At 66.5% G+C, this 22,950-nt stretch carries 18 protein-coding genes and 1 tRNA gene; 17 read left to right on the top strand and 2 right to left on the bottom strand.

From position 1 onward, the window contains the following. Window positions 1–2 precede the first annotated feature (2 nt). The 11 genes from AC1RVY_RS14730 to mdoH all read left to right on the top strand — a co-directional run bounded on the left by AC1RVY_RS14730 (window position 3) and on the right by mdoH (window position 13,028). On the top strand, window positions 3–731 hold the full coding sequence (locus AC1RVY_RS14730; protein ID WP_218296041.1) for a DsbC family protein: 729 nt from the start codon (window positions 3–5) through the stop codon (window positions 729–731). A gap of 76 nt (window positions 732–807) precedes the next feature. Then, window positions 808–2,619, top strand: a complete 1,812-nt coding sequence (locus AC1RVY_RS14725) for a M61 family metallopeptidase (protein ID WP_369643321.1) — start codon at window positions 808–810, stop codon at window positions 2,617–2,619. 105 nt (window positions 2,620–2,724) lie between these two features. Then, a complete protein-coding gene (locus AC1RVY_RS14720) occupies window positions 2,725–3,504 on the top strand; it encodes an enoyl-CoA hydratase (protein ID WP_218339678.1) in 780 nt (259 codons plus the stop codon). 25 nt (window positions 3,505–3,529) lie between these two features. Then, window positions 3,530–3,606, top strand: a tRNA-Met gene (locus tag AC1RVY_RS14715). 199 nt (window positions 3,607–3,805) lie between these two features. Then, entirely contained in the window at window positions 3,806–4,243 is a 438-nt protein-coding gene (locus AC1RVY_RS14710) for a hypothetical protein (RefSeq protein WP_218296044.1), read from the top strand. 95 nt (window positions 4,244–4,338) lie between these two features. Continuing rightward, complete coding sequence (gene miaB, locus AC1RVY_RS14705) at window positions 4,339–5,682, top strand: tRNA (N6-isopentenyl adenosine(37)-C2)-methylthiotransferase MiaB (RefSeq protein WP_492806953.1); 1,344 nt, start codon at window positions 4,339–4,341, stop codon at window positions 5,680–5,682. Between the two features lie 22 nt (window positions 5,683–5,704). After that, window positions 5,705–7,165: a sensor histidine kinase gene (locus AC1RVY_RS14700; RefSeq protein WP_492807115.1), complete on the top strand. Its 1,461-nt coding sequence runs from the start codon at window positions 5,705–5,707 to the stop codon at window positions 7,163–7,165. Window positions 7,166–7,220: 55 nt separating this feature from the next. Beyond that, window positions 7,221–7,853 carry a hypothetical protein gene (locus tag AC1RVY_RS14695; RefSeq protein WP_492806952.1) on the top strand — a complete coding sequence of 211 codons (633 nt, stop codon included), beginning with the start codon at window positions 7,221–7,223 and terminating at the stop codon, window positions 7,851–7,853. Between the two features lie 18 nt (window positions 7,854–7,871). Then, on the top strand, window positions 7,872–9,287 hold the full coding sequence (locus AC1RVY_RS14690) for a sigma 54-interacting transcriptional regulator (protein WP_492806951.1): 1,416 nt from the start codon (window positions 7,872–7,874) through the stop codon (window positions 9,285–9,287). Between the two features lie 238 nt (window positions 9,288–9,525). Next, window positions 9,526–11,037 (top strand): glucan biosynthesis protein G, encoded by a 1,512-nt coding sequence (locus AC1RVY_RS14685; protein ID WP_492807114.1) that lies wholly within the window; start codon window positions 9,526–9,528, stop codon window positions 11,035–11,037. Further along, on the top strand, window positions 11,010–13,028 hold the full coding sequence (gene mdoH / locus AC1RVY_RS14680; RefSeq protein ID WP_492244555.1) for a glucans biosynthesis glucosyltransferase MdoH: 2,019 nt from the start codon (window positions 11,010–11,012) through the stop codon (window positions 13,026–13,028). The genes AC1RVY_RS14685 and mdoH overlap by 28 nt, the downstream gene beginning before the upstream one ends. A 129-nt stretch (window positions 13,029–13,157) precedes the next feature. Here mdoH and ffh read toward each other — a convergent pair whose 3' ends face one another. Then, on the bottom strand, window positions 13,158–14,537 hold the full coding sequence (ffh, locus tag AC1RVY_RS14675; protein ID WP_218296048.1) for a signal recognition particle protein: 1,380 nt from the start codon (window positions 14,535–14,537) through the stop codon (window positions 13,158–13,160). Window positions 14,538–14,636: 99 nt separating this feature from the next. On the opposite strand from ffh, the gene AC1RVY_RS14670 reads away from it, so the two are divergent. Genes AC1RVY_RS14670 through ampD form a run of 5 tightly spaced genes read left to right on the top strand, consistent with a single transcriptional unit; the run spans window position 14,637 to window position 19,509 of the window. Beyond that, entirely contained in the window at window positions 14,637–15,434 is a 798-nt protein-coding gene (locus tag AC1RVY_RS14670; protein WP_218339681.1) for a cytochrome C assembly family protein, read from the top strand. After that, window positions 15,431–15,652: a PP0621 family protein gene (locus tag AC1RVY_RS14665; protein ID WP_218339682.1), complete on the top strand. Its 222-nt coding sequence runs from the start codon at window positions 15,431–15,433 to the stop codon at window positions 15,650–15,652. Before AC1RVY_RS14670 ends, AC1RVY_RS14665 begins: the two co-directional genes overlap by 4 nt. Window positions 15,653–15,660: 8 nt before the next feature. After that, the gene (locus tag AC1RVY_RS14660; protein ID WP_492806950.1) at window positions 15,661–17,364 is read left to right on the top strand and encodes a two-component system sensor histidine kinase NtrB; all 1,704 of its coding nucleotides are present in this window, start codon (window positions 15,661–15,663) and stop codon (window positions 17,362–17,364) included. Between the two features lie 11 nt (window positions 17,365–17,375). Next, a complete protein-coding gene (locus AC1RVY_RS14655) occupies window positions 17,376–18,893 on the top strand; it encodes a sigma-54-dependent transcriptional regulator (protein ID WP_369643325.1) in 1,518 nt (505 codons plus the stop codon). After that, window positions 18,877–19,509 (top strand): 1,6-anhydro-N-acetylmuramyl-L-alanine amidase AmpD, encoded by a 633-nt coding sequence (ampD, locus tag AC1RVY_RS14650; protein ID WP_492244561.1) that lies wholly within the window; start codon window positions 18,877–18,879, stop codon window positions 19,507–19,509. Before AC1RVY_RS14655 ends, ampD begins: the two co-directional genes overlap by 17 nt. A gap of 21 nt (window positions 19,510–19,530) precedes the next feature. Here ampD and AC1RVY_RS14645 read toward each other — a convergent pair whose 3' ends face one another. After that, window positions 19,531–19,704 (bottom strand): hypothetical protein, encoded by a 174-nt coding sequence (locus AC1RVY_RS14645; protein ID WP_218296054.1) that lies wholly within the window; start codon window positions 19,702–19,704, stop codon window positions 19,531–19,533. Window positions 19,705–19,878: 174 nt separating this feature from the next. Here AC1RVY_RS14645 and AC1RVY_RS14640 point away from each other — a divergent pair, with 174 nt between their 5' ends. Then, window positions 19,879–22,821, top strand: a complete 2,943-nt coding sequence (locus AC1RVY_RS14640; RefSeq protein WP_218296055.1) for a ribonucleoside-diphosphate reductase subunit alpha — start codon at window positions 19,879–19,881, stop codon at window positions 22,819–22,821. Window positions 22,822–22,950 lie beyond the last annotated feature (129 nt).

Genomic DNA, 22,950 nt, shown 5'->3' with positions numbered 1-22,950 from the left:
CCATGAAACTGATTCCCACCCTGCTCGCCGCAGCCGCCCTGGCTTCAGGCATTGCCGCCTCCGCGCAGGAGGCAGATATCCGCAAGGCCCTCGCCGAGCGCATTCCGCAAATGGACAAGATCGACGAAGTGCGCCCCACGCCCATGAAGGGCCTGTACGAAGTGCGCATCGGGACGGATCTGTTCTACACCGATGCCAAGGGCAACTATGTGATCCAGGGCGAGCTGATCGATGCGAAGGCGCGCCGCAACCTGACGGAAGACCGCATCGCCAAACTCACCGCGGTCGAGTTCTCCGCCCTGCCCCTCAAGGATGCCTTCACCATCGTGCGGGGCGACGGGAAACGCAAGGTGGCCGTTTTTGAAGACCCCAATTGCGGGTACTGCAAGCGCTTCGAACGCGACCTGCAGAACGTGGACAACGTGACGGTTTACCTGTTCCTGTACCCCATCCTCAGCCCAGACTCCGCCGAAAAATCGCGCAACATCTGGTGCGCCAAGGACCCTGTGACCGCCTGGCAGGACCTGATGGTGCGGGACAAGCCCGCGGCTGCGGCAAGCTGCGACACCAGTGCCTTGCAGCGCAATCTGGCCTTTGGGCGCAAGCACAAGATCACGGGCACCCCCACGTTGATCTTTGCCAACGGGGCCCGCGTGCCGGGCGCGATCGGTGCGAAGGAAGTGGAAAAGCGCCTGGCCGAGGCCAGCAGCGAACCCTCCGCAGCGAACTGACCCGCGTTGCGCCGCCGTTGACGCCCTCTCCCACGGGCTGTGCCATCTGCCCGCAAGCCTGAACCTGCAGCTGCCCATGCCCTCTTCCCGCACGCCAGAACCCGCCGCCATCCACTACCGCGTCGAGCCCTCCGACCTGTACGCCCATCTCTTTCGCGTGGCACTGACGATCACCCGTCCCCAGGCCCTGCAGGAGGTCTCGCTGCCGGTCTGGATTCCGGGGAGCTATCTGGTGCGCGAATTCTCCAAGAACCTGCAGGAACTCAAGGCCCACCAGGGCAAGCGCGAGGTGGCGCTGATCCAGTTGGACAAGCACCGGTGGCAGGCGGACTGCAGCGTGGACAAACCCCTGGTGCTGACCTATTGCGTCTGCGCCTACGACACCTCCGTGCGCACGGCCTGGCTCGACACATCCCGGGGCTTTTTCAATGGCACCAGCCTGTGCCTGCGCGTGCATGGACAGGAAAAGCAACGCCACACCCTCGACATCGCCAGCACGCCCGCCACGGCCGGATGGTCGGTCGCCACCGGGCTTGCCGCGCTCAAGGCCGACAAAAAGGGCTTTGGCCTGTATGCCGCCCAAGACTACGACGAGCTGGTCGATTGCCCGGTGGAGATGGGCATGTTCTGGATCGGCCGGTTCACGGCCGGGGGCATTGCGCACCGCTTTGTGGTGGCCGGGGCGGCGCCATCGTTTGATGGCAAGCGCCTGCTGGCGGACACCCAGAAGATCTGCGAAACCGCGATCCGCTTCTGGCATGGAGATGGCAAGGCTCCCTTCAGGAGCTACCTGTTCATGCTCAATGCCGTGGGCGACGGCTACGGGGGGCTGGAGCACCGCAACTCGACCGCGCTCATCTGCGGGCGCCGCGACCTGCCGCGGCTCGGGGAAACACGCGCCGCGGAAGGCTACACCACCCTGCTGGGCCTCATCAGCCATGAGTACTTCCACACCTGGAACGTCAAGCGGCTGCGCCCGTCCGAGTTCACCGAGCACGACTACTCGCGGGAGAACTACACGCAGCTGCTCTGGTTCTTCGAGGGCTTCACCAGCTACTACGATGACCTGCTGCTGCGCCGCGCGGGGCTGATCGATGAGTCCACATACCTGAAGCTCGTCACCAAGACCATCAACCAGGTACTGCAGACCCCCGGCAGGGCCGTACAGACGGTGGCACAGGCCAGCTTCGATGCCTGGGTCAAGTACTACCGCCAGGACGAGAATACGCCCAACGCGACCGTCAGCTACTACACAAAGGGCTCGCTGGTGGCCCTTTGCCTGGACCTCGCCCTGCGCCGCGAAAGCAAGACCAGCCTGGACGAGGTCATGCGCGCGCTCTGGACACGCTGCCATGGCGGCCCCATGGCCGAGGACGATCTGCGCGCGGTATTGGAAGAGCTGGCCGGCCGATCCTTTGATGCTGAACTGGCGCAGTGGGTGCACGGCACCACGGAGCTTCCGCTGACGGAACTGCTGGCGGCCCACGGCGTGCACCTCAAGGCCGAAACACCCCAATGGGCCCAGCGGCTCGGGCTGCGGGTGGGAGAAAGCCACAGCGTGCACATCAAGACCGTATTGCGCGGCGGTGCCGCGGAAAAGGCGGGCATGACGCCAGGCGACGAATGGCTGGGCATCGAGGTGAACCAGCAGGGATGGCGCATCAGCAAGCTGGAGGACGTGGCGTTCTATGCAGGCACCGAGACGGCATTGACGGCCCTGGTGGCGCGCGATGGCCGCCTGCTGCGCCTGGCGCTGGAACTCCCGTCCCGGGGCCCGTCCTCCGCGCCCAGAAAAACCGCCCGCGGCCCCGTGCCAGCCCCTGCCGTTCCTGACACGATCAGCCTGTCGGTTGCCAACGCGGCCGCGGTGGGGCGCTGGCTGAACTGATTCCCGCTGCGCGGTACGGTGTTCTACCTACCTCCGCGCGCTGCAGCCTCGCTTGGGTATATTCGTTCACGCCGTCATAACCACCTATAAATCCAGGAGATTTCCATGTCCTACGAAACCATCGAGGTCCGCACCGAGGCGGACAAGGTTGGCATCATCACGCTCAACCGCCCCAAGCAGCTCAACGCGCTGAATGACCAGCTCATGAACGAACTGGGCACCGCGCTGAAGGCCTTCGACGCGGACGAGAAGATCGGCTGCATCATCGTCACGGGAAGCGAAAAGGCGTTCGCGGCGGGCGCGGACATTGGAGCGATGGCGAAGTACAGCTTTGCGGACACCTACAAGGGCGACTACATCACCCGCAACTGGGAGGCCATCCGGTCCATCCGCAAGCCCGTGATCGCCGCCGTCAGCGGCTTTGCATTGGGGGGCGGCTGCGAGCTGGCCATGATGTGCGACTTCATCATCGCCGCCGACAACGCCCGGTTCGGCCAGCCTGAAATCAAGCTGGGTGTGATCCCTGGCGCGGGTGGCACGCAGCGGCTGCCGCGCGCCGTCGGCAAGGCCAAGGCCATGGACATGGCCCTGACGGGCCGCATGATGGACGCCGCGGAAGCCGAGCGCGCCGGGCTGGTCAGCCGCGTGGTGCCCTACGACAAGCTCATGGACGAGGCGCTGGGCGCCGCGATCATCATTGCAGGCTTCTCGCAAATCGCCGTGATGGCGGCCAAGGAGTCCGTCAACCGCGCCTTCGAAGGCAGCCTGTCGGACGGCGTCATGTTCGAGCGCCGCCTCTTCCACGCCCTGTTCTCGACCCAGGACCAGAAGGAAGGCATGGACGCTTTCATGAACAAACGCACAGCGAACTTCACACACCAATAATTTTTGTTCTATAATTTGGGGCTACGGTCGTATAGCTCAGTTGGTTAGAGCGCAGCATTCATAATGCTGATGTCGGTGGTTCAAGTCCACCTACGACCACCACATCCAACCCACAGTGCGGCAACCCACTGTGGGTTTTTCTTTGGTGCCGGGCTTTCGTGTTGCCTGGGCTGGCCCTGACAATGCGCAGGCCCCTCCACAGCCGATGGGGTCATTTCCCGCCTCGGACGGTTTGCTGGCTCACGCACCCCCAACGGCAGGTCCGCCCTAGAATTCTCCCTTCAGCCCCTGGATGTAAACCATGAATCGCTGCACTGTTCCCCACCGCGTTCCCGCACGGAACCTACGCCACCACATCGTCGCCGGGCTCGCTTGCGCCCTCGTGTACGCCGCTCTGCCCGCCACCGCCCAGGTACAGCCTGGCCTCGGAGGCATGCGCACGTTCCCTGATGCGGCCCTGCGCGGCACCTTGACCCTCAATACGGTGTCGGAAGCCACGCTCAACGGCCGCACCATCCGCATGGCACCCGGCATGCGCCTGCTGAGCCCGCAGAACACGCTGGTGATGGCGCACACGGTGCTGGGCCAGAGCTACAAGGTGAACTACGTCATCGAAAACAGCACCGGCATGCTGATCACCGCCTGGATCCTGACCCAGGGTGAAGCCGAACAACCCCGCAAGGGCAGTGACACGGTCGAGCGCAACTACCGCGCGGAATCCGACCCCATCAAGAAGTAACACGGCGGCTGCGCCCTGCGCAACGGCGCAGCCGATTGCATGCTTGCGGAGCGCCGGGCGCCCCGCCTTATCCCTTTCCCGATCGCGAGCCCGCCATGGCCAAAAAAGTCTTTATCAAAACCTTCGGCTGCCAGATGAACGAGTACGACTCGGACAAGATGGCCGACGTGCTCAATGCCGCCCAGGGCTACGAGCCCACGCAGAACGTGGACGAAGCCGACCTCATTCTGTTCAACACCTGCTCGGTGCGCGAGAAGGCGCAGGAGAAGGTGTTCAGCGACCTGGGCCGCATCAAGCACCTGAAGGCGCGCGGCGTGAAGATCGGCGTGGGCGGCTGCGTGGCCAGCCAGGAAGGCGCCGAGATCATCAAGCGCGCGCCCTATGTGGACGTGGTGTTCGGCCCGCAGACCCTGCACCGCCTGCCCGAGATGCTGAACCAGCGCGAACGCCTGGACAAGCCCCAGGTGGACATCAGCTTCCCCGAGATCGAGAAGTTCGACCACCTGCCCCCGGCGCGGGTCGAGGGCGCGAGCGCCTTTGTCTCCATCATGGAAGGCTGCAGCAAATACTGCAGCTACTGCGTGGTGCCCTACACGCGCGGCGAAGAGGTGAGCCGCCCGTTCGACGATGTGCTGGTGGAAGTGGCGGGCCTGGCCGACCAGGGCGTGAAGGAAATCACCCTGCTGGGCCAGAACGTGAACGCCTACCTGGGCAAGATGGGCGGCACGGCAGAGATCGCCGACTTCGCGCTGCTGCTCGAATACGTGTCCGACATCCCGGGCATCGAGCGCATCCGCTACACCACGAGCCACCCCAACGAATTCACGCCCCGCCTGATCGAGGCCTACGCCAGGCTGCCCAAGCTGGCCAGCCACCTGCACCTGCCCGTGCAGCATGGCAGCGACCGCATCCTGATGGCCATGAAGCGCGGCTACACCGCCATGGAATACAAGAGCACGGTGCGCAAGCTGCGCGCCATCCGCCCCGACCTGGCCATGAGCAGCGACTTCATCGTGGGCTTTCCCGGCGAGACGGAGGACGATTTCAACAAGATGATGAAGCTCATCGACGACATCCACTTCGACAACAGCTTCAGTTTCATCTTCAGCCCGCGCCCCGGCACGCCCGCCGCCGGCCTGCACGACGACACGCCGCACGACGTGAAACTGCGCCGCCTGCAACACTTGCAAGGCGTCATCAACGCCAACATCAAATCCATCAGCGAAAGCCGCGTGGGCTCGGTGCAGCGCATCCTGGTGGAAGGCGCCTCCAAGCGCGACGCCACCGAGCTCATGGGCCGCACCGAATGCAACCGCGTGGTCAACTTTGTGGGCCAGCCCCGCCTGGTGGGGCAGATGGTGGATGTAACGATCACCGAGGCCAAGGCCTATACGCTGCGCGGCGAAGTGCGCACCCGCGAGGCGGCATACGCCGCCTGAGACGCAGCAGACACCCGTGGCAATGCCTGAACACCTGCCACACGCGGATTCGCAGAGGGTCGACGGCCCTCTGCATGGCCTCTCGTTTCAGCAACTGCTGCTCCTGGCGTTCCTGCTCATAGCGGGCCTGCTGGGCGTGAGCTCCCTGCGGGCGCTCTATACGCTGGAACAGCTCATGGTGCAAAGCCGCCACGGCGGCGCGGAGGCAACAGCCCTGAGCACGGCCGCCCAAACGCTGAACCAGCGTGGGCAGGCGCTGGAGCGCGCGGCCCGCCAGTCCCTGGTGCTGCGGGACGCGCCGCTGCGCCGCAGCTTCAACGAGATGTCCGTGGAGGCGCTGGCCGTTCTCGACCAACTGCACAAGGGCGGACTCCCCGAAGAGCAGTCCGCGCAATGGCGCAGGCATCTGGACGCCGTCAAGGATCTGCTCGATGCCCCGCCAGAGCGGGCGCTGGAGAACGAGCGGCTGGTGGCGGAAGAATTCATCACGCTGGAGGCGCTGCACACCACCATTGCGCAATCGGTGCAGGACATCAATGCCCAACGCAACCGTGAACTGCAGGACCGGGTCGAGGCGAGCCGCCGCAGCGTGACCCACCAGGTGGTGGGGGTGATCGTCCTGGCCCTGGTGCTGGCCCTGGCGCTGGGCATCTGGCTCGCCCGCCCCTTCAAGCGGCTCGAAGGCACGATCCGGCGGCTGGGAGAGAACCAGCTCGAGGCGCCCGTGGTGATCTCGGGCCCCGACGACGTGCGCCGGGTCGGTCAGCAACTGGAATGGCTGCGGCTGCGGCTGCTGGAGCTGGACGCCGACAAGGCCCGCTTTCTTCGCCATGTCTCGCACGAGCTCAAGACCCCCCTGGCCGCGCTGCGGGAAGGCGTGGCGCTGCTGCAGGACGGCGTGACCGGCGAGCTCAACGCCGGCCAGCGCGAAGTGACGCAGATCCTGCACCACAACACGCTGGTGCTGCAGGGGGAGATCGAAGCCTTGCTGCGCTTCAATGCCGCGGCGTTCGAGGCACGCCAGCTGCAGCGGCGCGACACCGATCTGCTTGCGCTGCTGGAGGCCCAGGTGGAGGCCCAGCGCCTGCAATGGCAGGCCCGTGGCCTGCGCGTGCTGGTGGAGGGACCGGCTGTGTCCCTGCAGATCGATGCCGACAAAATCGCCTCGGCCGTCAGTAACCTGCTGTCCAACGCCATCCGTTTCTCCCCCAAGGGCGGAACGGTGCGGCTGTCCCTCTCGCGCCACGCCGACCACGTGCGCGTGGATGTCTCCGACCAGGGGCCCGGGGTGGCCAGCGCCGACCGCGACCGCGTGTTTGAACCCTTTTACCGGGGCATACGCCAGCCCGACGATGCAGTGCGAGGCACCGGCATCGGGCTTTCCATCGTCCACGAGTACGTTGTTGCCCACGGTGGCCGCGTGCGGCTGGTGGAAGACGGCGTCCACTCCTTTTTTCGCATGGAACTACCACATGCCGCCTAGTTGTTTCCCTTGCCGCCCTGCCGGCCAGCAAGCGCTGAATTCCCCTGCATGGATCTTGCCGCTGGCCGCAGCGCTCGTGCTGACGGGCTGCAATGCCACCTCGCCCAAGGCGGCAGCAGCGGCGGCAGGAGCGCCCGCCCCCATCGTGGCGGTTGCCGCCCCGGCCCCGGACGCACCGGAGTCCTTCCCGGCGGGCGAGGCCGCGGCCGCCGGCACAACCCAGGCCGCCGAACCGGTGCTGCAGGTGCTGGCCCAGGCCGACCGGACGCTGCGCATGCCCGCTGCAGAACTGGCCAGGGAAATCGCCCGCCTCGGCGAGGCGGAAGACGCGACGGCGGAAACCCCGCTTCTCCTGGCTGTTGCGCTTGCGCAGACACGCCAGCCCGTCGATACGGCACGTGCCCTCGGGCTGGTGCAGCGCGTGATGGGCAACACCGCTGCCGCGGCGCAGCCCCTGCATCCCCTGGCGCGCCTCATGGAGGCACGGCTGCTGCAGCAACGCCGGCTTGAAGACCAGCTGGAGCGCCAGGCACAACAACTGCGCGATGCACAGCGCCGCAACGACCAGCTCAACGAACGGCTGGAGGCCGTGCGCGCCATCGAACGCAGCCTGACCACGCGCCCCGTCCCGCTTCCTGCCACACCGGCATCAACCCCAGGCAGCAGCCCGCAGCGCCCGGCACCCTGAGCTTGCGAGACAACGACCATGGCAGCCGCTCCCCGCCCCTCCCGCGCAACGCCCGCCGCCCGCATTCTTGTGGTGGACGATGACGCCGACATGCTGCGGCTGTTGTCCCTGCGGCTCCATGCCGCCGGATACGACGTGGTGGCCGTGGGCTCGGCCGAGGCCGCGCTGGCCCAGCTCGACATGGCGCGCCCCCAGCTCGTGCTGAGCGATGTGCGCCTGCCAGGGCGCGACGGACTCGCGCTGTTCGACGAAGTGCGTGCACGCCACCCCTCGCTGCCGGTCATCCTGCTCACCGCCCACGGCACCATTCCCGATGCGGTGGAAGCCACGTCGCGCGGGGTGTTCACCTACCTCACCAAGCCTTACGACGGCAAGGAGCTGCTCGAGAAAATCGCCCAGGCCCTGGCGCTCAGCGCCCCTGCGGTGGCACATGCCCATGCCAACGAGGCATGGCGCGCCGAGATCGTGAGCCGCTCCAATCGCATGACCGACCTGCTGGCCGAAGCCTACATGGTGGCCCAGTCTGATGCGAGCGTGCTGTTGCTGGGCGACAGCGGCTCGGGCAAGGAGCTGCTGGCCCAGGCCATCCACCGCGCCAGCCCCCGTGCGAGCCACCCCTTTGTGGCGGTCAACTGCGGCGCCATCCCCGAGGCCCTGCTGGAGTCCGAACTGTTTGGCCACGTCAAGGGCGCCTTCACCGACGCGGTGACCAACCACAAGGGGCTGTTCCAGGCCGCCGAAGGCGGCACCTTGCTGCTGGACGAGATCGGCGACATGCCCCCCGCACTGCAGGTCAAGCTGCTGCGGGTGCTGCAGGAGCGCGCGGTGCGCCCCGTGGGGGCCAGCCAGGCGATCCCGATCAACGTGCGCATCATCTCGGCCACGCACCGCGACCTGGAGGCGGCGATGGCCACGGCCCAGTTCCGCGAAGACCTGTACTACCGCCTGAACGTGGTCACGCTGATGCTGCCCACCCTCGCAGACCGGCGCGAGGACATCGCGCTGCTGGCCAACCACTTTCTGGACAAGCTGGCGCGCAAGTACGACAAGCGCCTGTCGGGTTTTGCGCCCGAGGCGCTCAAGGCCCTGACCCTGGCCGCCTGGCCCGGCAATGTGCGCCAGCTCTACAACGTTGTCGAGCAGGTGTGCACGCTGTCCACCACCCCTCTGGTGCCCCTGACGCTGGTGCAGCGCGCACTGCGCACGCCGTCCACCCAGGTGCTGAGCTTTGCCGAAGCCCGGCAACGCTTCGAGCGCGAGTACCTGGTGGGCCTGCTCAAGATGACGGACGGCAACGTGGCCGATGCGGCGCGCCTGGCGCAGCGCAACCGCACGGAGTTCTACCGGCTGCTGCAAAAACACGCGCTGACCCCCGGAAACTTCAAGAATGACGCCCCGGACAACGACGACGTCGCCGATGGGCGACACGACTAAGTATTTGATTTATCTGGATTTTTTAGCAGCAACCCCATTCGCTGTCGCCAGATGGCGACAAAAAGACGGCATTTCGGCTCCCATGGCGGGGTTGCACATCTGCTTACATGCAATTGATGGCCTAAGCATTTGATTTAGAACAGTTTTTTCAAGCTGGCACAGGGTTTGCCCTAGTTCCGGCATGCAAGCTGTTTTTTCTCTCCGTTCACGCGCCATCGGCCGCCTCCCGCGGGCCGTGATGGCGCTGGCCGCCGCCCTGCTCGCAGGCACTGCGCAGGCGCAAGGCTTCGATTTCGACAGCGTCACCCGCCTCGCCCGGGAGCGGGCACAGAAGCCGTATCGCGCATCCAGCGACAAGCTGCCCGCCGACCTCGCAAAACTCAACTACGACCAGGTGCGCGACATCCGCTGGCGCCCCGACCGTGCCCTGTGGCGCACCGAGAAGCTGCCGTTCGAGGCCATGTTCTTCCACCTGGGCCTGTACCAGAAAGAGCCGGTGCTGATCAACGAAGTCACGCCGCAGGGCGCGCGCCACATCGGCTACAGCCGTGCGGACTTCGACTATGGCAAGAACCAGGTGCGGCCTGAGGCCTGGGGAGACCTGGGCTTTGCAGGCTTTCGCCTGCACAACCACCTCAACTCCAGCGCCTACAAGGATGAGCTGGTGGTCTTCCAGGGCGCGAGCTACTTCCGCGCGCTTGGCAAGGGCCAGCAGTACGGCCTGTCGGCCCGGGGGCTGGCCATCGACACCGTGGGCGGCAGTGGCGAGGAGTTCCCGCGTTTCACCGAGTTCTGGCTGGTACGGCCCGACCCCTTGTCCACACAGGTCACGGTGTACGCGCTGCTGGATTCGCCCCGCGCCACCGGCGCCTACCGCTTCGACATCCAGCCCGGCGCGCAGACCACCACCACCGTGCGCAGCCGCATTTTTGTGCGGCCCGGCTCCGGCAAGCCCATCGCCACGCTCGGGGTCGCGCCGCTGACCAGCATGTTCTTCTTTGGCGAGAACCAGCCCCGCAAGGACGACTTCCGGCCCGAAGTGCATGACTCCGACGGCCTGATGATCGCCACGGGCGAGGGCGAATGGCTGTGGCGGCCGCTGCAGAACCCCAGGCAGACACTGGTCACATCGTTTGCCACCCAAAACCCCAAGGGCTTTGGCCTGATGCAGCGCGACCGCCAGTGGTCGAACTATGAGGACGTGGAAGCCCGGTATGAGCGCCGCCCCAGCGCCTGGGTGCGCCCCCTGCACGACTGGGGCGCTGGCCGCGTGGAACTGGTGCAGCTCCACACCCCCGACGAAACGCACGACAACATCGTGGCGTATTGGGTTCCGGCCCAGATGCCGGCCCCCGGCCAGCCCCTGGAATTTGCCTATGAGCTGAGCTGGCAGGGCGACGAGCAGCAGCGCCCCCCCGGGGCCTGGGCCACGCAATCGCGCCGGGGCATGGGCTACACCAAACAAACCGCCGAGGCCCTGCGCCAGCAGGCCCAGTACGTGGTCGATTTCGACGGCCCCGCCCTCAAGGTCCTGCCCGCCGACGCCACCGTGAAGGCCGTGGTGACCAGCGATGCCAACGGCAAGGTGCTTGAAAACATCGTCTACCGCAATCCCGCCACCGAGCAGTGGCGCATGACCGTTCGCGTACAGCGCCAAAAGGCCGATCGCCCGATCGAGCTGCGCGCTTTTCTTCAACACGACAACCACGCTGTGAGTGAAACATGGACGCACATCATTCTTCCCGAGTAAGCCCCCTACAGCAGCACCGGACTGTCGGCATCCCGCGCAGCACGCTGCGCGAGGAACGGCACCCCAATGCCGTGACCGCGCCCCCGGTCAACCGGGGCTCCATGGCACCGTTGCCCTGGCGCGGCTTCTGGAACAGCATGGGCACCGCCCTTTTGCTGCGCCTGACAGGCCGCAGCGCAGCGCCCCACCCGGCCCTGCCCGCGGCCCCCGCCGTGGCCCAGGCCTGGGAGGGCGCCGCGCAGCGCCGCCGCTGGACCTTTGCCGTGCTGACCGCGTTGACCACGGCCCTGGCCAGCTTTCTGTTTGCGGGCGTGCAGCCCGACTATGAAAACGCCTGGCTGGGGTACGGCCAGATCGCGCTGTTTGCGCTGCTCTCCGCCTGGGTGGTCACCGGTTTCCTGACCGGCCTGATGGGTTTCTGGGTGATGCTGCGCGGTGACCGGCACGCGCTGTCCGTGCGCAGCGTGCTGGAGCACGAACTGGCGCCCGACGCGCGCACGGCCATCATCATGCCGATCTGCAACGAAGATGTGGCTACGGTGTTTGCCGGGCTGCGGGCCACGTGCGAGTCGGTCGCATCGACCGGCCACGGCGCCACCTTCGACGTGTTCGTGCTGTCCGACAGCTACGACCCCGCCATCGCCCAGGCCGAGCGTGCCGCATGGGAGGCGCTGCGCGATGCCCTCGCCCAGCACGGCCAGCAGCCGCAAGTGCAGGTGTACTACCGCCTGCGCACCCGCCGCACGCACCGCAAGGCCGGCAATGTGGCCGACTTCTGCCGCCGCTGGGGCAAGGACTACCGCTACATGGTGGTGCTGGACGCCGACAGCGTGATGAGCGGCGACTGCATCGTCTCGATGGCCAAGCTGATGGAAGCCAACCCCAGCGCCGGCATCATCCAGACAGCCACGCAGGCCATCGGCCACGTCACGCTGCACGCCCGCGCGCAGCAGTTCGCCTCGCGCGTCACAGGCCGCCTCTTCACCCTGGGCATGCAGTACTGGCAACTGGGCGAATCCCACTACTGGGGCCACAACGCCATCATCCGCGTAGCTCCTTTCATGGAGCATTGCGCACTCGCACCCATCAAGGGCAAGGGCGGTCTGGCGGGCGGCATCATGTCGCACGATTTCGTGGAAGCAGCCCTGATGCGCCGCGCGGGCTACCACGTGTGGCTGGTGGCCGACCTGGTCGGCAGCTACGAGCAACAGCCTCCCGACCTGCTGGCCGAACTGCAACGCGACCGCCGCTGGTGCCAGGGCAATCTGCAGAACGCTCGCCTCATGGCCGAGCCCGGCCTCCACGCCGTGCACCGCTCGATGTTCATCACGGGCGCCATGGCCTACCTCTCGGCCCCATTGTGGCTGGCCTTCCTCACCCTGGGCACGGCGCTGTGGCTCTCGGGCGCCAAGCTCGTGGCCGACTGGCACATCCTGCCGGCCGAACTGCTCTCGCTGTGGGCATGGACGCTGTGCATGCTGTTCCTGCCTCGCATCCTGGGAGTGGCCGCGGTGTTCATGCGCCGCGAGCAAAAGGAGTACGGCGGCGCCTTCAGCCTGCTCAAGAGCGCCGCGCTCGAAAGCGTGCTGGCCATCCTGCAGGCCCCCATCCGCATGCTGGCGCATTCGCTGTTCGTACTGATCGCGCTCACGGGCCTGAAGCTGGAATGGAAATCGCCTCCGCGCGAGGCCCACGCCGTGCCCTGGCTCCATGCCGTGCGCCAGCTGGCCCCCATGAGCGTGGTGATCGGCCTGCTGGCGCTGGGTGTTGCGCTGATCGACAGCAGCGCCCTCCTGTGGCTGATGCCCGTGGGCCTGCCCCTGGCGCTGGCGATTCCGCTGGCCGTGCTCACCAGCCAGATCGCGCTGGGCAAGGCGATGCGCGCACAGCGCCTGCTGCTGATTCCCGAGGAGTCCTGGTCGCCCCCCGTGCTGCGCCGCGCATGGCTGCATGCCAGCCGCCTGGCACAGCCGATGCTGAAGGCAGCCTAGTCCGCCGCCTCCTCGCGATCACATCGCCCACAAAAAAAGCCGGCATGCATGCCGGCTTTTTATTTTGCTATATTTTTTATAGCTTTTCGCTCTTTATCCATCAGCGCCAGAGGCCGAAATGCCTCTATCTCAGAAGGGCATCTTGGGCATGCCACCCCCGCCCAGGCCCTTCATGCCGCCCATCTTCTTCATCATCTTCATCAGGCCGCCGCCCTTCATCTTCTTCATCATGCCCTGCATCTGCTCGAACTCCTTGAGCAGGCGGTTGACTTCCTGCACATGTACGCCCGCGCCGTTGGCGATGCGTTTCTTGCGCGTGGCCTTGATGAGGTCGGGCTTGCGCCGCTCCAGCGGCGTCATGCTCTGGATGATGCCCTCCTTGCGCTTGATGTCCTTCTCGGCCTTGTCCATGTCCATGGCGCCGGCCTTGGCGGTGAGCTGGGACGGGAGCTTGTCCATGAGGCTGGAAAGCCCGCCCATCTGCTTCATCTGCTGGATCTGGGAAAGAAAGTCGTTCAGGTCGAAGCCGTCACCGCTCTTGACCTTGGCCGCCAGCTTTTGCGCTGCCTCCATGTCCACGCCCGCCGTGACCTGCTCCACCAGCGCCACGATGTCGCCCATGCCCAGGATGCGGCCCGCGTGGCGCTCGGCATCGAACACCTCCAGGCCGTCGAGCTTCTCGGACACGCCCGCGAACTTGATCGGCGCGCCCGTGATCTGCCGCACCGACAGCGCCGCACCGCCGCGCGAATCGCCATCGAGCTTGGTGAGCACGATGCCGGTGAGCGGCAGCGCCTCCTTGAAGGCCTTGGCCGTGTTGATCGCATCCTGGCCCTGCATGGCATCGACCACGAACAGGGTCTCGACCGGGTTCAGCGCCGCATGCAGGTCCTTGATTTCCTTCATCAGGGCTTCATCGATGGCCAGGCGGCCAGCGGTATCGACCAGCAGCACATCGAAGTAGTGCTTCTTGGCGTAGTCGAGCGCGGCGTGCGCGATATCGAGCGGCTTCTGGTCCGGCGTGCTCGGGAACCACTCCGCACCGGCCTGCTTTGTCACCGTCTTGAGCTGTTCGATGGCCGCCGGGCGGTACACGTCGCCCGAGACGGTGAGCACCTTCTTCTTGCGTTTTTCGATCAGGTGCTTGGCCAGCTTGGCCGTGGTGGTGGTCTTTCCCGCCCCCTGCAGGCCAGCCATCAGGATCACGGCCGGCGGCTGCGCAGCCAGGTTGATGTCGGCCACGCCTTCGCCCATGGTGGCGGCGAGTTCGCGGTTGACGATGCTCACCAGCGTCTGGCCCGGCTTGAGCGAGCCCAGCACCTCCTGGCCCAGTGCCTTTTCCTTGACGCGCGCGATGAAGTCGCGCACCACGGGCAGGGCCACGTCGGCCTCGAGCAGGGCCATGCGCACCTCGCGCAGCATGTCCGTGACGTTGGACTCGGTGATGCGGGCCTGGCCACGCATCTCCTTGACGAGGCGCGTGAGTTTGTCGGTAAGGGCGGAGGCCATAGGAGAAGTTCCGGTATTGCCTGCGCGCCATCAACGCTGTCGTTGTGCACGCGGGCCCGCCAGGGCGCTGGCGGTGGGGCGAAAGGCTAAACTGTACCCATGATTTTACCCAGTGCTTCCCCCGTCAGCTGGCTGCTGGCCCTGGCCGCGGCCGTGGCATACGCGGTGCCCGCCGCAGCCGCCTCGCGGCTGGGGGCCGCGGCAGCACGCAATGCGCTGCTGGTCGCCTGGATACTGCATGGCGCGGTGCTGGTGTGGGGGCTTTGGGGCGAGGCGCCCCGCTTTGGCTTTGCCCCGGCCCTGTCGATGACGGCCTGGCTCGTGCTCACGGTGTATGCGGTGGAACGGCAGCTGTTTCCGCAGATGCAGGCCCGGTGGATCCTGGCCGCGCTCGGCGCCATCGCCGTGGTGCTGGCCTTGGTTTTCCCGGGCCAGCCCCTGCATGTCGCGGCCTCCGCCTGGCTGCCCCTGCACCTGGCGCTGGGCATCGCCTGCTACGGCCTCTTTGGCGCCGCCGTGGTGCATGCATGGCTCATGACCCGCGCCGAGCGCCATATCCGGCAGGCCGAAGACCCGCACAGCGGCATTCCGTTGCTGACCCTCGAACGCCTGACCTTTCGCTTCGTGACCGCGGGCTTCATTCTGCTGACCGCGACCCTGCTGGCGGGCTGGCTGTTTGGCGACACGCTGTATGGAAGGGCCTGGCGGTGGGACCACAAGGCCGTGTTCTCCCTGCTGTCCTGGCTCACGTTCGCCACCCTTCTGGTGGGGCGTGCGCGCTTCGGGTGGCGGGGCCGCAATGCGGTGCGCGTGCTGTACGCAGGCTCGGCGTTGCTGCTGCTGGCCTACGTGGGATCCCGCTTTGTCATGGAAGTCGTTCTGGGCCGCAACGCATGAAATACCTGGTCTTGCTGGTGGTGCTGGTCGTTGCCATCGGTATCTGGCGCGGACGCCGCGCGACCGGCGCGGAGTCTTCCAGACCCCCGCCCCTGGCGCTTCCGCAAGACATGCTTGCCTGTGCCCACTGCGGCGTTCACGTTCCCCAGGCCGAAGCGCTGATGGTCGGCCCCCAGGCCTACTGCTGCGCCGAGCACCGGCGCTTGGGCCCGGCCTGAGACCGGCCATGCCAGCGCTGTCCGCCAGCACCTTCACATCCGCGGTCGAGGCGCCGTTCGTGCGGCTGTGGCGGGGATTCCTGACCGGCCGCGTCATGGTGGCACTGGCTCTCCTCGTGCTACAAGGTGCGGGTCAGGCCATCAACCAGGCCACGGAGCCGGCCGTGCTGGTGGTGTGTGCGCTGTATCTCGCGGCCACCACCTTGCTGCGCATCCTGGCAAGGCACCGCCCGCCGTCGCCGGGGGCCGGCCCGCAATGGCTGCCCTCCATCGGGGTGGACCTCGCCGCCATCGCCGCGCTGCAATTGCTGCATGCGGGCACCATGAACTACACCCCCCTGTTTGGCCTGCCCATCCTGATGGCGGCCGTGCTGGGGACCCTGACCCTGGCACTGGGCACCACGGCGGGCGTGACGCTGCTGCTGCTGGGCTGGGCCTGGTGGATGGGCTCCGGCACCGCGGGCGACGATGCGCCGCGCTACCTGCAAAGCGCGCTGACTGGCACGGGCTACTTCATCGTGAGCTACCTCGTGCACCAGCTCGCGACCCGCCTGGCCCGCGAGCAGGAAGTGGCGCAGCAAAGCCAGGTCGCCGCCCGGGTGCAGACCCAGGTCAGCGCGCTGGTCATCCAGAACCTCACCGACGGGGTCCTGGTGGTGGACGAAAGCGATGTGGTGCGCATTGCCAATCCCGCCGGGCTCCAGCTTCTCGGCGGCGCGGCCCTGCCCGAACTGCCCTTCATCCTGTCGTCCGAGACGCCCTGGAACCCGCTGGTCACCCTGGCACGGAGGACTTTCCGCCAGGAACATTCCCAGACCGCGGACGTGGACCTGCTCCATCCTGGACAGAGCCCCACCGGACTGCATGTGCGCACCTGGCTGACCTCGACGCGCGAAGCCGCGCGCCAGGCGCAGACCGAGCGCCTGTGCGTGATGTTCCTGCACGATCTGCGGGAGATGGAAGCCCGGCTGCGCACGGAAAAGCTCGCCGCCATGGGCCGCATGTCCGCCGCCGTGGCGCATGAGATCCGCAACCCGCTGGCCGCCATCGTGCAGGCCAACGCCCTGCTCGAGGAAGACCTGCACGACCCCGCCCAGAAACGGCTGGCGCGCATGGTGCAGCAGAATGCGGACCGCCTGGCCCGCATCGCCGAAGAGGTGCTGGACATCGCCCGTGTGCAGCACCAGATCAGCCACGCGCCGGCATCCACCTTGCCGCTGGATGAAACCGTGGCGCTGGTCTGGAATGACTGGCAGGCGCAGGACCCCCTGCAGCGCCGCGCGGTGGTGATGCTCGAAGCGGGCAATACCCAGGTGGAATTCGACACGGAGCATCTGCGCCGCGTGCTCGTGAACCTGCTGGACAATGCGCTGCGCTACATGGGCCAGGAGCCCGATTCGCTCACGGTGACCACCCGGGCCCTGCCGTCGGGACAGATCAGCCTGCAAGTCTGGAGCGACGGCGCCCCCATGGACAAATCGGTGGAGCGCCACCTGTTCGAGCCCTTCTTTTCATCCGAAAGCCGCTCCAGCGGCCTGGGCCTGTATATTTGCCGCGAGCTGTGCCAGCGCCATGGGGCGTCCATCAGCTACCAGCGGCTTACCCGCACCACCCTGCGGGGCGAGGTGGGAGGCAACGCCTTCACCGTGGGCTTTCGCCGCACCACACGCCCCACCGAAGCCGCCACGCTGTTTGACACCATCGTGGTCTGAAACGCATTGCCATGAACGCCCCTGCCGCCTCCATCCTCGTCGTGGACGACGAACCCGACCTGCGCACCTTGTACGAGCTGACGCTGCTGCGCGAAGGCTATCGTGTGGAGACTGCGTCCAGCGTGCAGGAGGCACGCGAGCAGCTCAAGGCCCACCGGTTCGATGCCGTCATCACCGACATGCGCCTGCCCGACGGGTTCGGCATGGAACTGCTGCAGGACCTGCGTGACCAGCAGCGCCGCGAACGCTGCGTGGTCATGACGGCCTACGGGTCGGCCGAGAACGCCGTGGAAGCCCTGCGCTCCGGCGCGTTCGACTACATGACCAAGCCGGTGGACCTCAAGCAGTTCCGATCGGTTGTCGCCTCCGCGGTGCAGGGCACGGGTGGTGTCCCCGCGCCCCGGGCCGCGCGCAGCGGTGGAGTGCAAGGCCGGCCGGCGCCGGCCGGCGCGGATCCCCTGGCGGCGGGCACCGCCCTGGACCGGCTGGTGGGCACCTCCGAGGCGATCCGCAACGTCAAGCAGCGGGTGGCCAAGGTCGCGCGCGGCATGGCGCCCGTGCTGATTCACGGTGAATCAGGCACGGGCAAGGAACTGGTGGCGCAGGCCCTGCATGCCAGCAGCCAGCGCGCGGATGGCCCGCTGGTGGCCGTGAACTGTGGTGCCATTCCCGAGAACCTGCTCGAGGCGGAGTTCTTCGGCGCCCGCAAGGGCTCCTACACCGGCGCCGCCCAGGATCGCGACGGCTACTTTCAGGCGGCCCGTGGCGGCACGCTGTTTCTCGACGAGATCGGCGACCTGCCCCTGGCCATGCAGTCCAAATTGCTGCGTGCGATCCAGGAGCGCAGCGTGCGGCCCCTGGGCTCGACGCAGGAGGAGACGGTGGATGTGCGCATCGTCAGCGCCACGCACCGCGACCTGGCCGCCGATGTGCAATCGGGCCGCTTCCGGCAGGATCTGTACTACCGACTCAACGTGATCGAGATCCTGATCCCCCCTCTGCGCGAGCGGCGCGAGGACCTGCCGGTGCTGTGCGCCGCGCTGCTCTCGCGCATCGCGCAGGAATCGGGCATGCCGGTCCCCCCGCTGACCGACAGCGCGCTCCACGCCATCGCCGCGCACCCGCTGACCGGCAACGTCCGGGAGCTTGAAAACCTGCTGCACCGGGCCGTGGCGCTCAGCGATGGGGAAGAGCTGCATGTGGACGGGCCCTCGGGGGGAGCCGCCGAGTCCCCGAGGACACGGGCGGCGCCGGCGCCCGCGATGCCGTCCCCCGCCGACCCGCAGAGCGCCTACCCGGCCGCGCCGCCGCCCGGCGCGGGCAGCCTGGTGACGCTGCCCAGCGATCTTCAGGCATGGCTTGACCAGCAGGAGCGCGACATCCTGATCCGCGCCCTGCGCGAGGCGGGCTTCAACCGGACCGCCACCGCCGCCCGGCTGGGCATCAGCCTGCGCCAGATACGCTACAGGATCGCCCGGCTGAACATCGCCGTGCCCAACGACCAGGACCCGCATGACGACGTGGGCTGAGGAGGCAGCGCCGGCGGACCCACCGCCGTGGGACGGCGGCTGGCACCGCGCGGCCACGAGGCTCCCATCCCCCAACCATGGCACGCGCCCGGCAGCGGCCAGGTCCGCCATCGACCTGATCGTGGTGCATTCCATCAGCCTGCCGCCGGGCGAGTACGGGGGGGGTGCAGTGCAACAGCTGTTCACCAACACCCTGGACTGGGATGCCCATCCCTACTACCAGAGCATCCGCGGACTGGCGGTGTCGTCGCATTTCTTCATCGAGCGCACCGGTGCGCTCTGGCAGTTCGTGGATTGTGATCTGCGGGCCTGGCACGCAGGCCAGTCGGCCTACCGCGGGCGCAGCCAGTGCAATGACGACTCGATCGGCATCGAGCTGGAGGGCCTGGAGGGCCTGGCGTTCGAACCCGCCCAGTACCGGACGCTGGCCACGCTCTGCCAGGACATCGCGCGGCGCTATCCCATCGCGCACATTGCGGGACATGAGCACATAGCGCCCGGGCGCAAGCAGGATCCCGGCCCCGGCTTCGACTGGGTGAAGGTACAAAAGGCGTTGCGCTGGCCGCCGCACCGTTTTCCCGCGGCGACCCGGCCCGCCATCCTGGCCGCCAGCTGAACGCGCTGTCGCAGCGCCGCGTCACAGCAACTTTTTCTTTGTGCAACCGCACAAAGCCGCATCGCCAAGCTCCACGCGGCCTCGCGAAGAAAAACCGCCCGAATCGCCCGCCGCGGCGCGGATTCGCTGCTGCTTTTTCGGTGGGACAAGGGATTCCAGCGGGGTCATCGCAAGAACTCGCAGCATTGAAAACATGCTGTTTCCCTTTTCCCAGGGGTTTGGGGCGGTACACTACCGGTAGTGTCTTGAATGCACCTGACACACCATATATAGTGTGCGGCAGACAGAAGTCCGGCCCATCACTCACACCTTGCGGCGGCTTCACGCCCCGCGCCACACATCCCAGACAGCCCACAGAAGAGGACACCCATGCAAGCTGCTTTGACTACGCCTTCCACCACCCACGCCAACCCAGCGCAAGCTCCGGCTTCGCAGCCCGCGCCAACGTCGGCGGCCAACTCGCTGGCGCACTACCAGATCATCCGCCGCAACGGGGCGGTGGTGCCGTTTGAGCCGCAAAAGATCGCGGTGGCGATGATGAAGGCCTTCCTGGCGGTGCATGGCACACAAGGCGCCGCGTCCGCCAGCGTGCGCGAAGTCGTGGACACCCTGACCCAGAATGTCACCCGCGCCCTGGTGCGGTCGCGCCCCGGAGGCGGCACCTTTCATATTGAAGATGTACAGGACCAGGTGGAACTCGGACTGATGCGTGGCGGCCACCATGAGATTGCCCGCGCCTACGTGCTGTACCGCGAGCGCCGCACCCAGGAGCGTGCACGCCAGGTCGAGCAGCAGGCTCCGTCCGCCCCCGCTCCGCTGCTCCACGTGCTGGACGGCGGAGAACGCGTCGCCCTCGACCTCCACCGGCTGCAGGCATTGATCGAGTCGGCCTGCGTGAATCTTGGCGCGGACGTCAGCGCAGACCCCATCGTTGCCGAAACCATGCGCAACCTGTACGACGGCGTTCCCATGGACGAGGTCTACAAGGCCTCCATCCTGGCGGCCCGCACGCTCATCGAAAAAGACCCCGACTACACCTACGCCACCGCCCGCCTGCTGCTGCACACGATCGTGCGCGAAGTCCTGGGCCGCGAGGTGACCCAGAGCGCGATGGGACAAGCCTATATCGACTACTTCCCCGAATTCATCAAGAAGGGCGTGGAAAACGAGCTGCTGGACGAGCGCCTGCTGCAATATGACCTGCAGCGCCTGGGCGCCGCCCTGCAGGCGGACCGCGACCTGAAGTTCGACTACCTCGGACTGCAGACCCTGTACGACCGTTACTTCCTGCACGTCAAAAAGACGCGCATCGAGTTGCCCCAGGCTTTCTTCATGCGCGTGGCCATGGGCCTGGCCCTCAACGAAGTCGACCGCGAAGCCCGCGCCATCGAGTTCTATGAAGTGCTCTCGTCGTTCGACTTCATGTCCAGCACGCCCACGCTGTTCAACAGCGGCACGCTGCGCTCGCAGCTGTCTTCGTGCTACCTGACCACGGTGCCCGACGACCTGGACGGCATCTACGAGTCGATCAAGGAAAACGCACTGCTGTCCAAGTTCGCGGGCGGCCTGGGCAACGACTGGACCCGGGTGCGCGCGCTGGGCAGCCACATCAAGGGCACCAACGGCGAATCGCAAGGCGTGGTGCCTTTCCTCAAGGTCGTCAACGACACGGCCGTGGCCGTGAACCAGGGCGGCAAGCGCAAGGGCGCTGTCTGCACCTACCTGGAATCCTGGCACCTCGACATCGAAGAATTCCTGGAGCTGCGCAAGAACACGGGCGACGACCGCCGCCGCACGCACGACATGAACACGGCGAACTGGATTCCCGACCTGTTCATGCGCCGCGTGATGGAAAAGGGCACCTGGACCCTGTTCTCCCCTTCCAACGTGCCCGACCTGCACGACCTCTTCGGCGCCGACTTCGAGAAAGCCTACGTGGCCTACGAGGAAAAGGCCGCGCGCGGCGAGATCAAGCCTTCCAAGACGGTGCAGGCCACCGACATGTGGCGCAAGATGCTGACCATGCTGTTCGAGACCGGCCACCCCTGGATCACGTTCAAGGACGCCTGCAACGTGCGCTCGCCCCAGCAGCACGCCGGCGTGGTGCACTCGTCCAACCTGTGCACCGAGATCACGCTGAACACCAGCGACACCGAGACCGCCGTGTGCAACCTCGGCTCGGTCAACCTGCTGCAGCATCTGAAGGACGGCCAGATCGACCACGACAAGCTCAAGAGGACCATCAAGGTCGCCATGCGCATGCTCGACAACGTGATCGACATCAACTACTACGCCGTCAAGAAGGCGCGCGACTCCAACCTGCGCCATCGCCCGGTGGGCCTGGGGGTGATGGCGTTCCAGGACAGCCTGTATGAGCTGCGCATTCCCTACGCGTCGCAAGAGGCCGTGGAGTTCGCCGACAAGTCGATGGAAGCCATCTGCTACTACGCCTACTGGGCCTCCACCGAACTGGCGCGGGAACGCGGCCAGTACTCCAGCTACAAGGGCTCGCTGTGGGACCGCGGCATCCTCCCGTTCGACACGCTGGACATGCTGTCGGATGCCCGGGGCGGGTATGTGGAAGTGGACCGCTCTTCCACCCTGGACTGGGACGCCCTGCGCAAGAAGATCGCGCAGGACGGCATGCGCAACTCGAATTGCGTGGCCATCGCGCCCACCGCGACCATCTCCAACATCATCGGCGTGGATGCATCGATCGAGCCCTCGTTCGGCAACCTGTCCGTGAAGTCCAACCTGTCGGGCGAATTCACCGTCATCAACGGCGGCCTGGTGCGCGACCTCAAGCGCCTGGGACTGTGGGATGACGTGATGATCATGGATCTCAAGCATTTCAAGGGCTCCCTGCACCCCATCGATCGCGTGCCGCCAGACATCAAGGCGCTGTATTCGACCGCCTTCGAGGTGGAGCCCCACTGGCTGGTGGAGGCCGCATCGCGCCGCCAGAAATGGATCGACCAGGCGCAGAGCCTGAACATCTACATGGCTGGCGCATCGGGCAAGAAGCTTGACGACACCTACAAGCTGGCCTGGGTGCGCGGTCTGAAGACCACCTACTACCTGCGCACGCAGAGCGCCACGCACGTCGAGATGAGCACCGTGAACACGCGCCAGCTCAACGCGGTTTCGTCCGGCAACGACGGCGGTGCGCCACAGGCCTCCGCGTCCCCGCAGGCCAAGCCCAGCGCGCTGGAAGCCGCCGCGGCAGCGGCCGCCGCGCAGGCCGCCGCGCTGCCCGCCACGGACATCAAGTTCTGCGCAATCGACGATCCAACCTGCGAAGCCTGCCAATAAGGACTTCGCGCGCAACGCCTCGACACATCCGAGGCGTTGCGCATGTGCTGTGAAGCAACAAATCGTTGCCACACAACGCTTCAGTGCTTTTCTTTTCGCAGCACTGCTTTCATAATCCGAACACTGGAA

This window comes from Acidovorax sp. GW821-FHT11A03, assembly GCF_058809075.1.
The sequence above is the reverse complement of the archived record's forward strand: the minus strand, read 5'-3'. Positions and strand labels throughout refer to the sequence as shown.

Excerpts from the sequence above, each read along its gene's own strand:
- AC1RVY_RS14645 (WP_218296054.1), bottom strand. The coding sequence starts at position 19,704 with ATGTTTTCAATGCTGCGAGTTCTTGCGATGACCCCGCTGGAATCCCTT.
- mdoH (WP_492244555.1), top strand. The coding sequence starts at position 11,010 with ATGGACGCACATCATTCTTCCCGAGTAAGCCCCCTACAGCAGCACCGG.
- AC1RVY_RS14655 (WP_369643325.1), top strand. The coding sequence starts at position 17,376 with ATGAACGCCCCTGCCGCCTCCATCCTCGTCGTGGACGACGAACCCGAC.
- AC1RVY_RS14670 (WP_218339681.1), top strand. The coding sequence starts at position 14,637 with ATGATTTTACCCAGTGCTTCCCCCGTCAGCTGGCTGCTGGCCCTGGCC.
- AC1RVY_RS14690 (WP_492806951.1), top strand. The coding sequence starts at position 7,872 with ATGGCAGCCGCTCCCCGCCCCTCCCGCGCAACGCCCGCCGCCCGCATT.
- AC1RVY_RS14710 (WP_218296044.1), top strand. The coding sequence starts at position 3,806 with ATGAATCGCTGCACTGTTCCCCACCGCGTTCCCGCACGGAACCTACGC.
- ampD (WP_492244561.1), top strand. The coding sequence starts at position 18,877 with ATGACGACGTGGGCTGAGGAGGCAGCGCCGGCGGACCCACCGCCGTGG.
- AC1RVY_RS14720 (WP_218339678.1), top strand. The coding sequence starts at position 2,725 with ATGTCCTACGAAACCATCGAGGTCCGCACCGAGGCGGACAAGGTTGGC.
- miaB (WP_492806953.1), top strand. The coding sequence starts at position 4,339 with ATGGCCAAAAAAGTCTTTATCAAAACCTTCGGCTGCCAGATGAACGAG.
- AC1RVY_RS14700 (WP_492807115.1), top strand. The coding sequence starts at position 5,705 with ATGCCTGAACACCTGCCACACGCGGATTCGCAGAGGGTCGACGGCCCT.
- AC1RVY_RS14640 (WP_218296055.1), top strand. The coding sequence starts at position 19,879 with ATGCAAGCTGCTTTGACTACGCCTTCCACCACCCACGCCAACCCAGCG.
- AC1RVY_RS14665 (WP_218339682.1), top strand. The coding sequence starts at position 15,431 with ATGAAATACCTGGTCTTGCTGGTGGTGCTGGTCGTTGCCATCGGTATC.
- AC1RVY_RS14725 (WP_369643321.1), top strand. The coding sequence starts at position 808 with ATGCCCTCTTCCCGCACGCCAGAACCCGCCGCCATCCACTACCGCGTC.
- AC1RVY_RS14730 (WP_218296041.1), top strand. The coding sequence starts at position 3 with ATGAAACTGATTCCCACCCTGCTCGCCGCAGCCGCCCTGGCTTCAGGC.
- AC1RVY_RS14660 (WP_492806950.1), top strand. The coding sequence starts at position 15,661 with ATGCCAGCGCTGTCCGCCAGCACCTTCACATCCGCGGTCGAGGCGCCG.
- AC1RVY_RS14685 (WP_492807114.1), top strand. The coding sequence starts at position 9,526 with ATGGCGCTGGCCGCCGCCCTGCTCGCAGGCACTGCGCAGGCGCAAGGC.
- ffh (WP_218296048.1), bottom strand. The coding sequence starts at position 14,537 with ATGGCCTCCGCCCTTACCGACAAACTCACGCGCCTCGTCAAGGAGATG.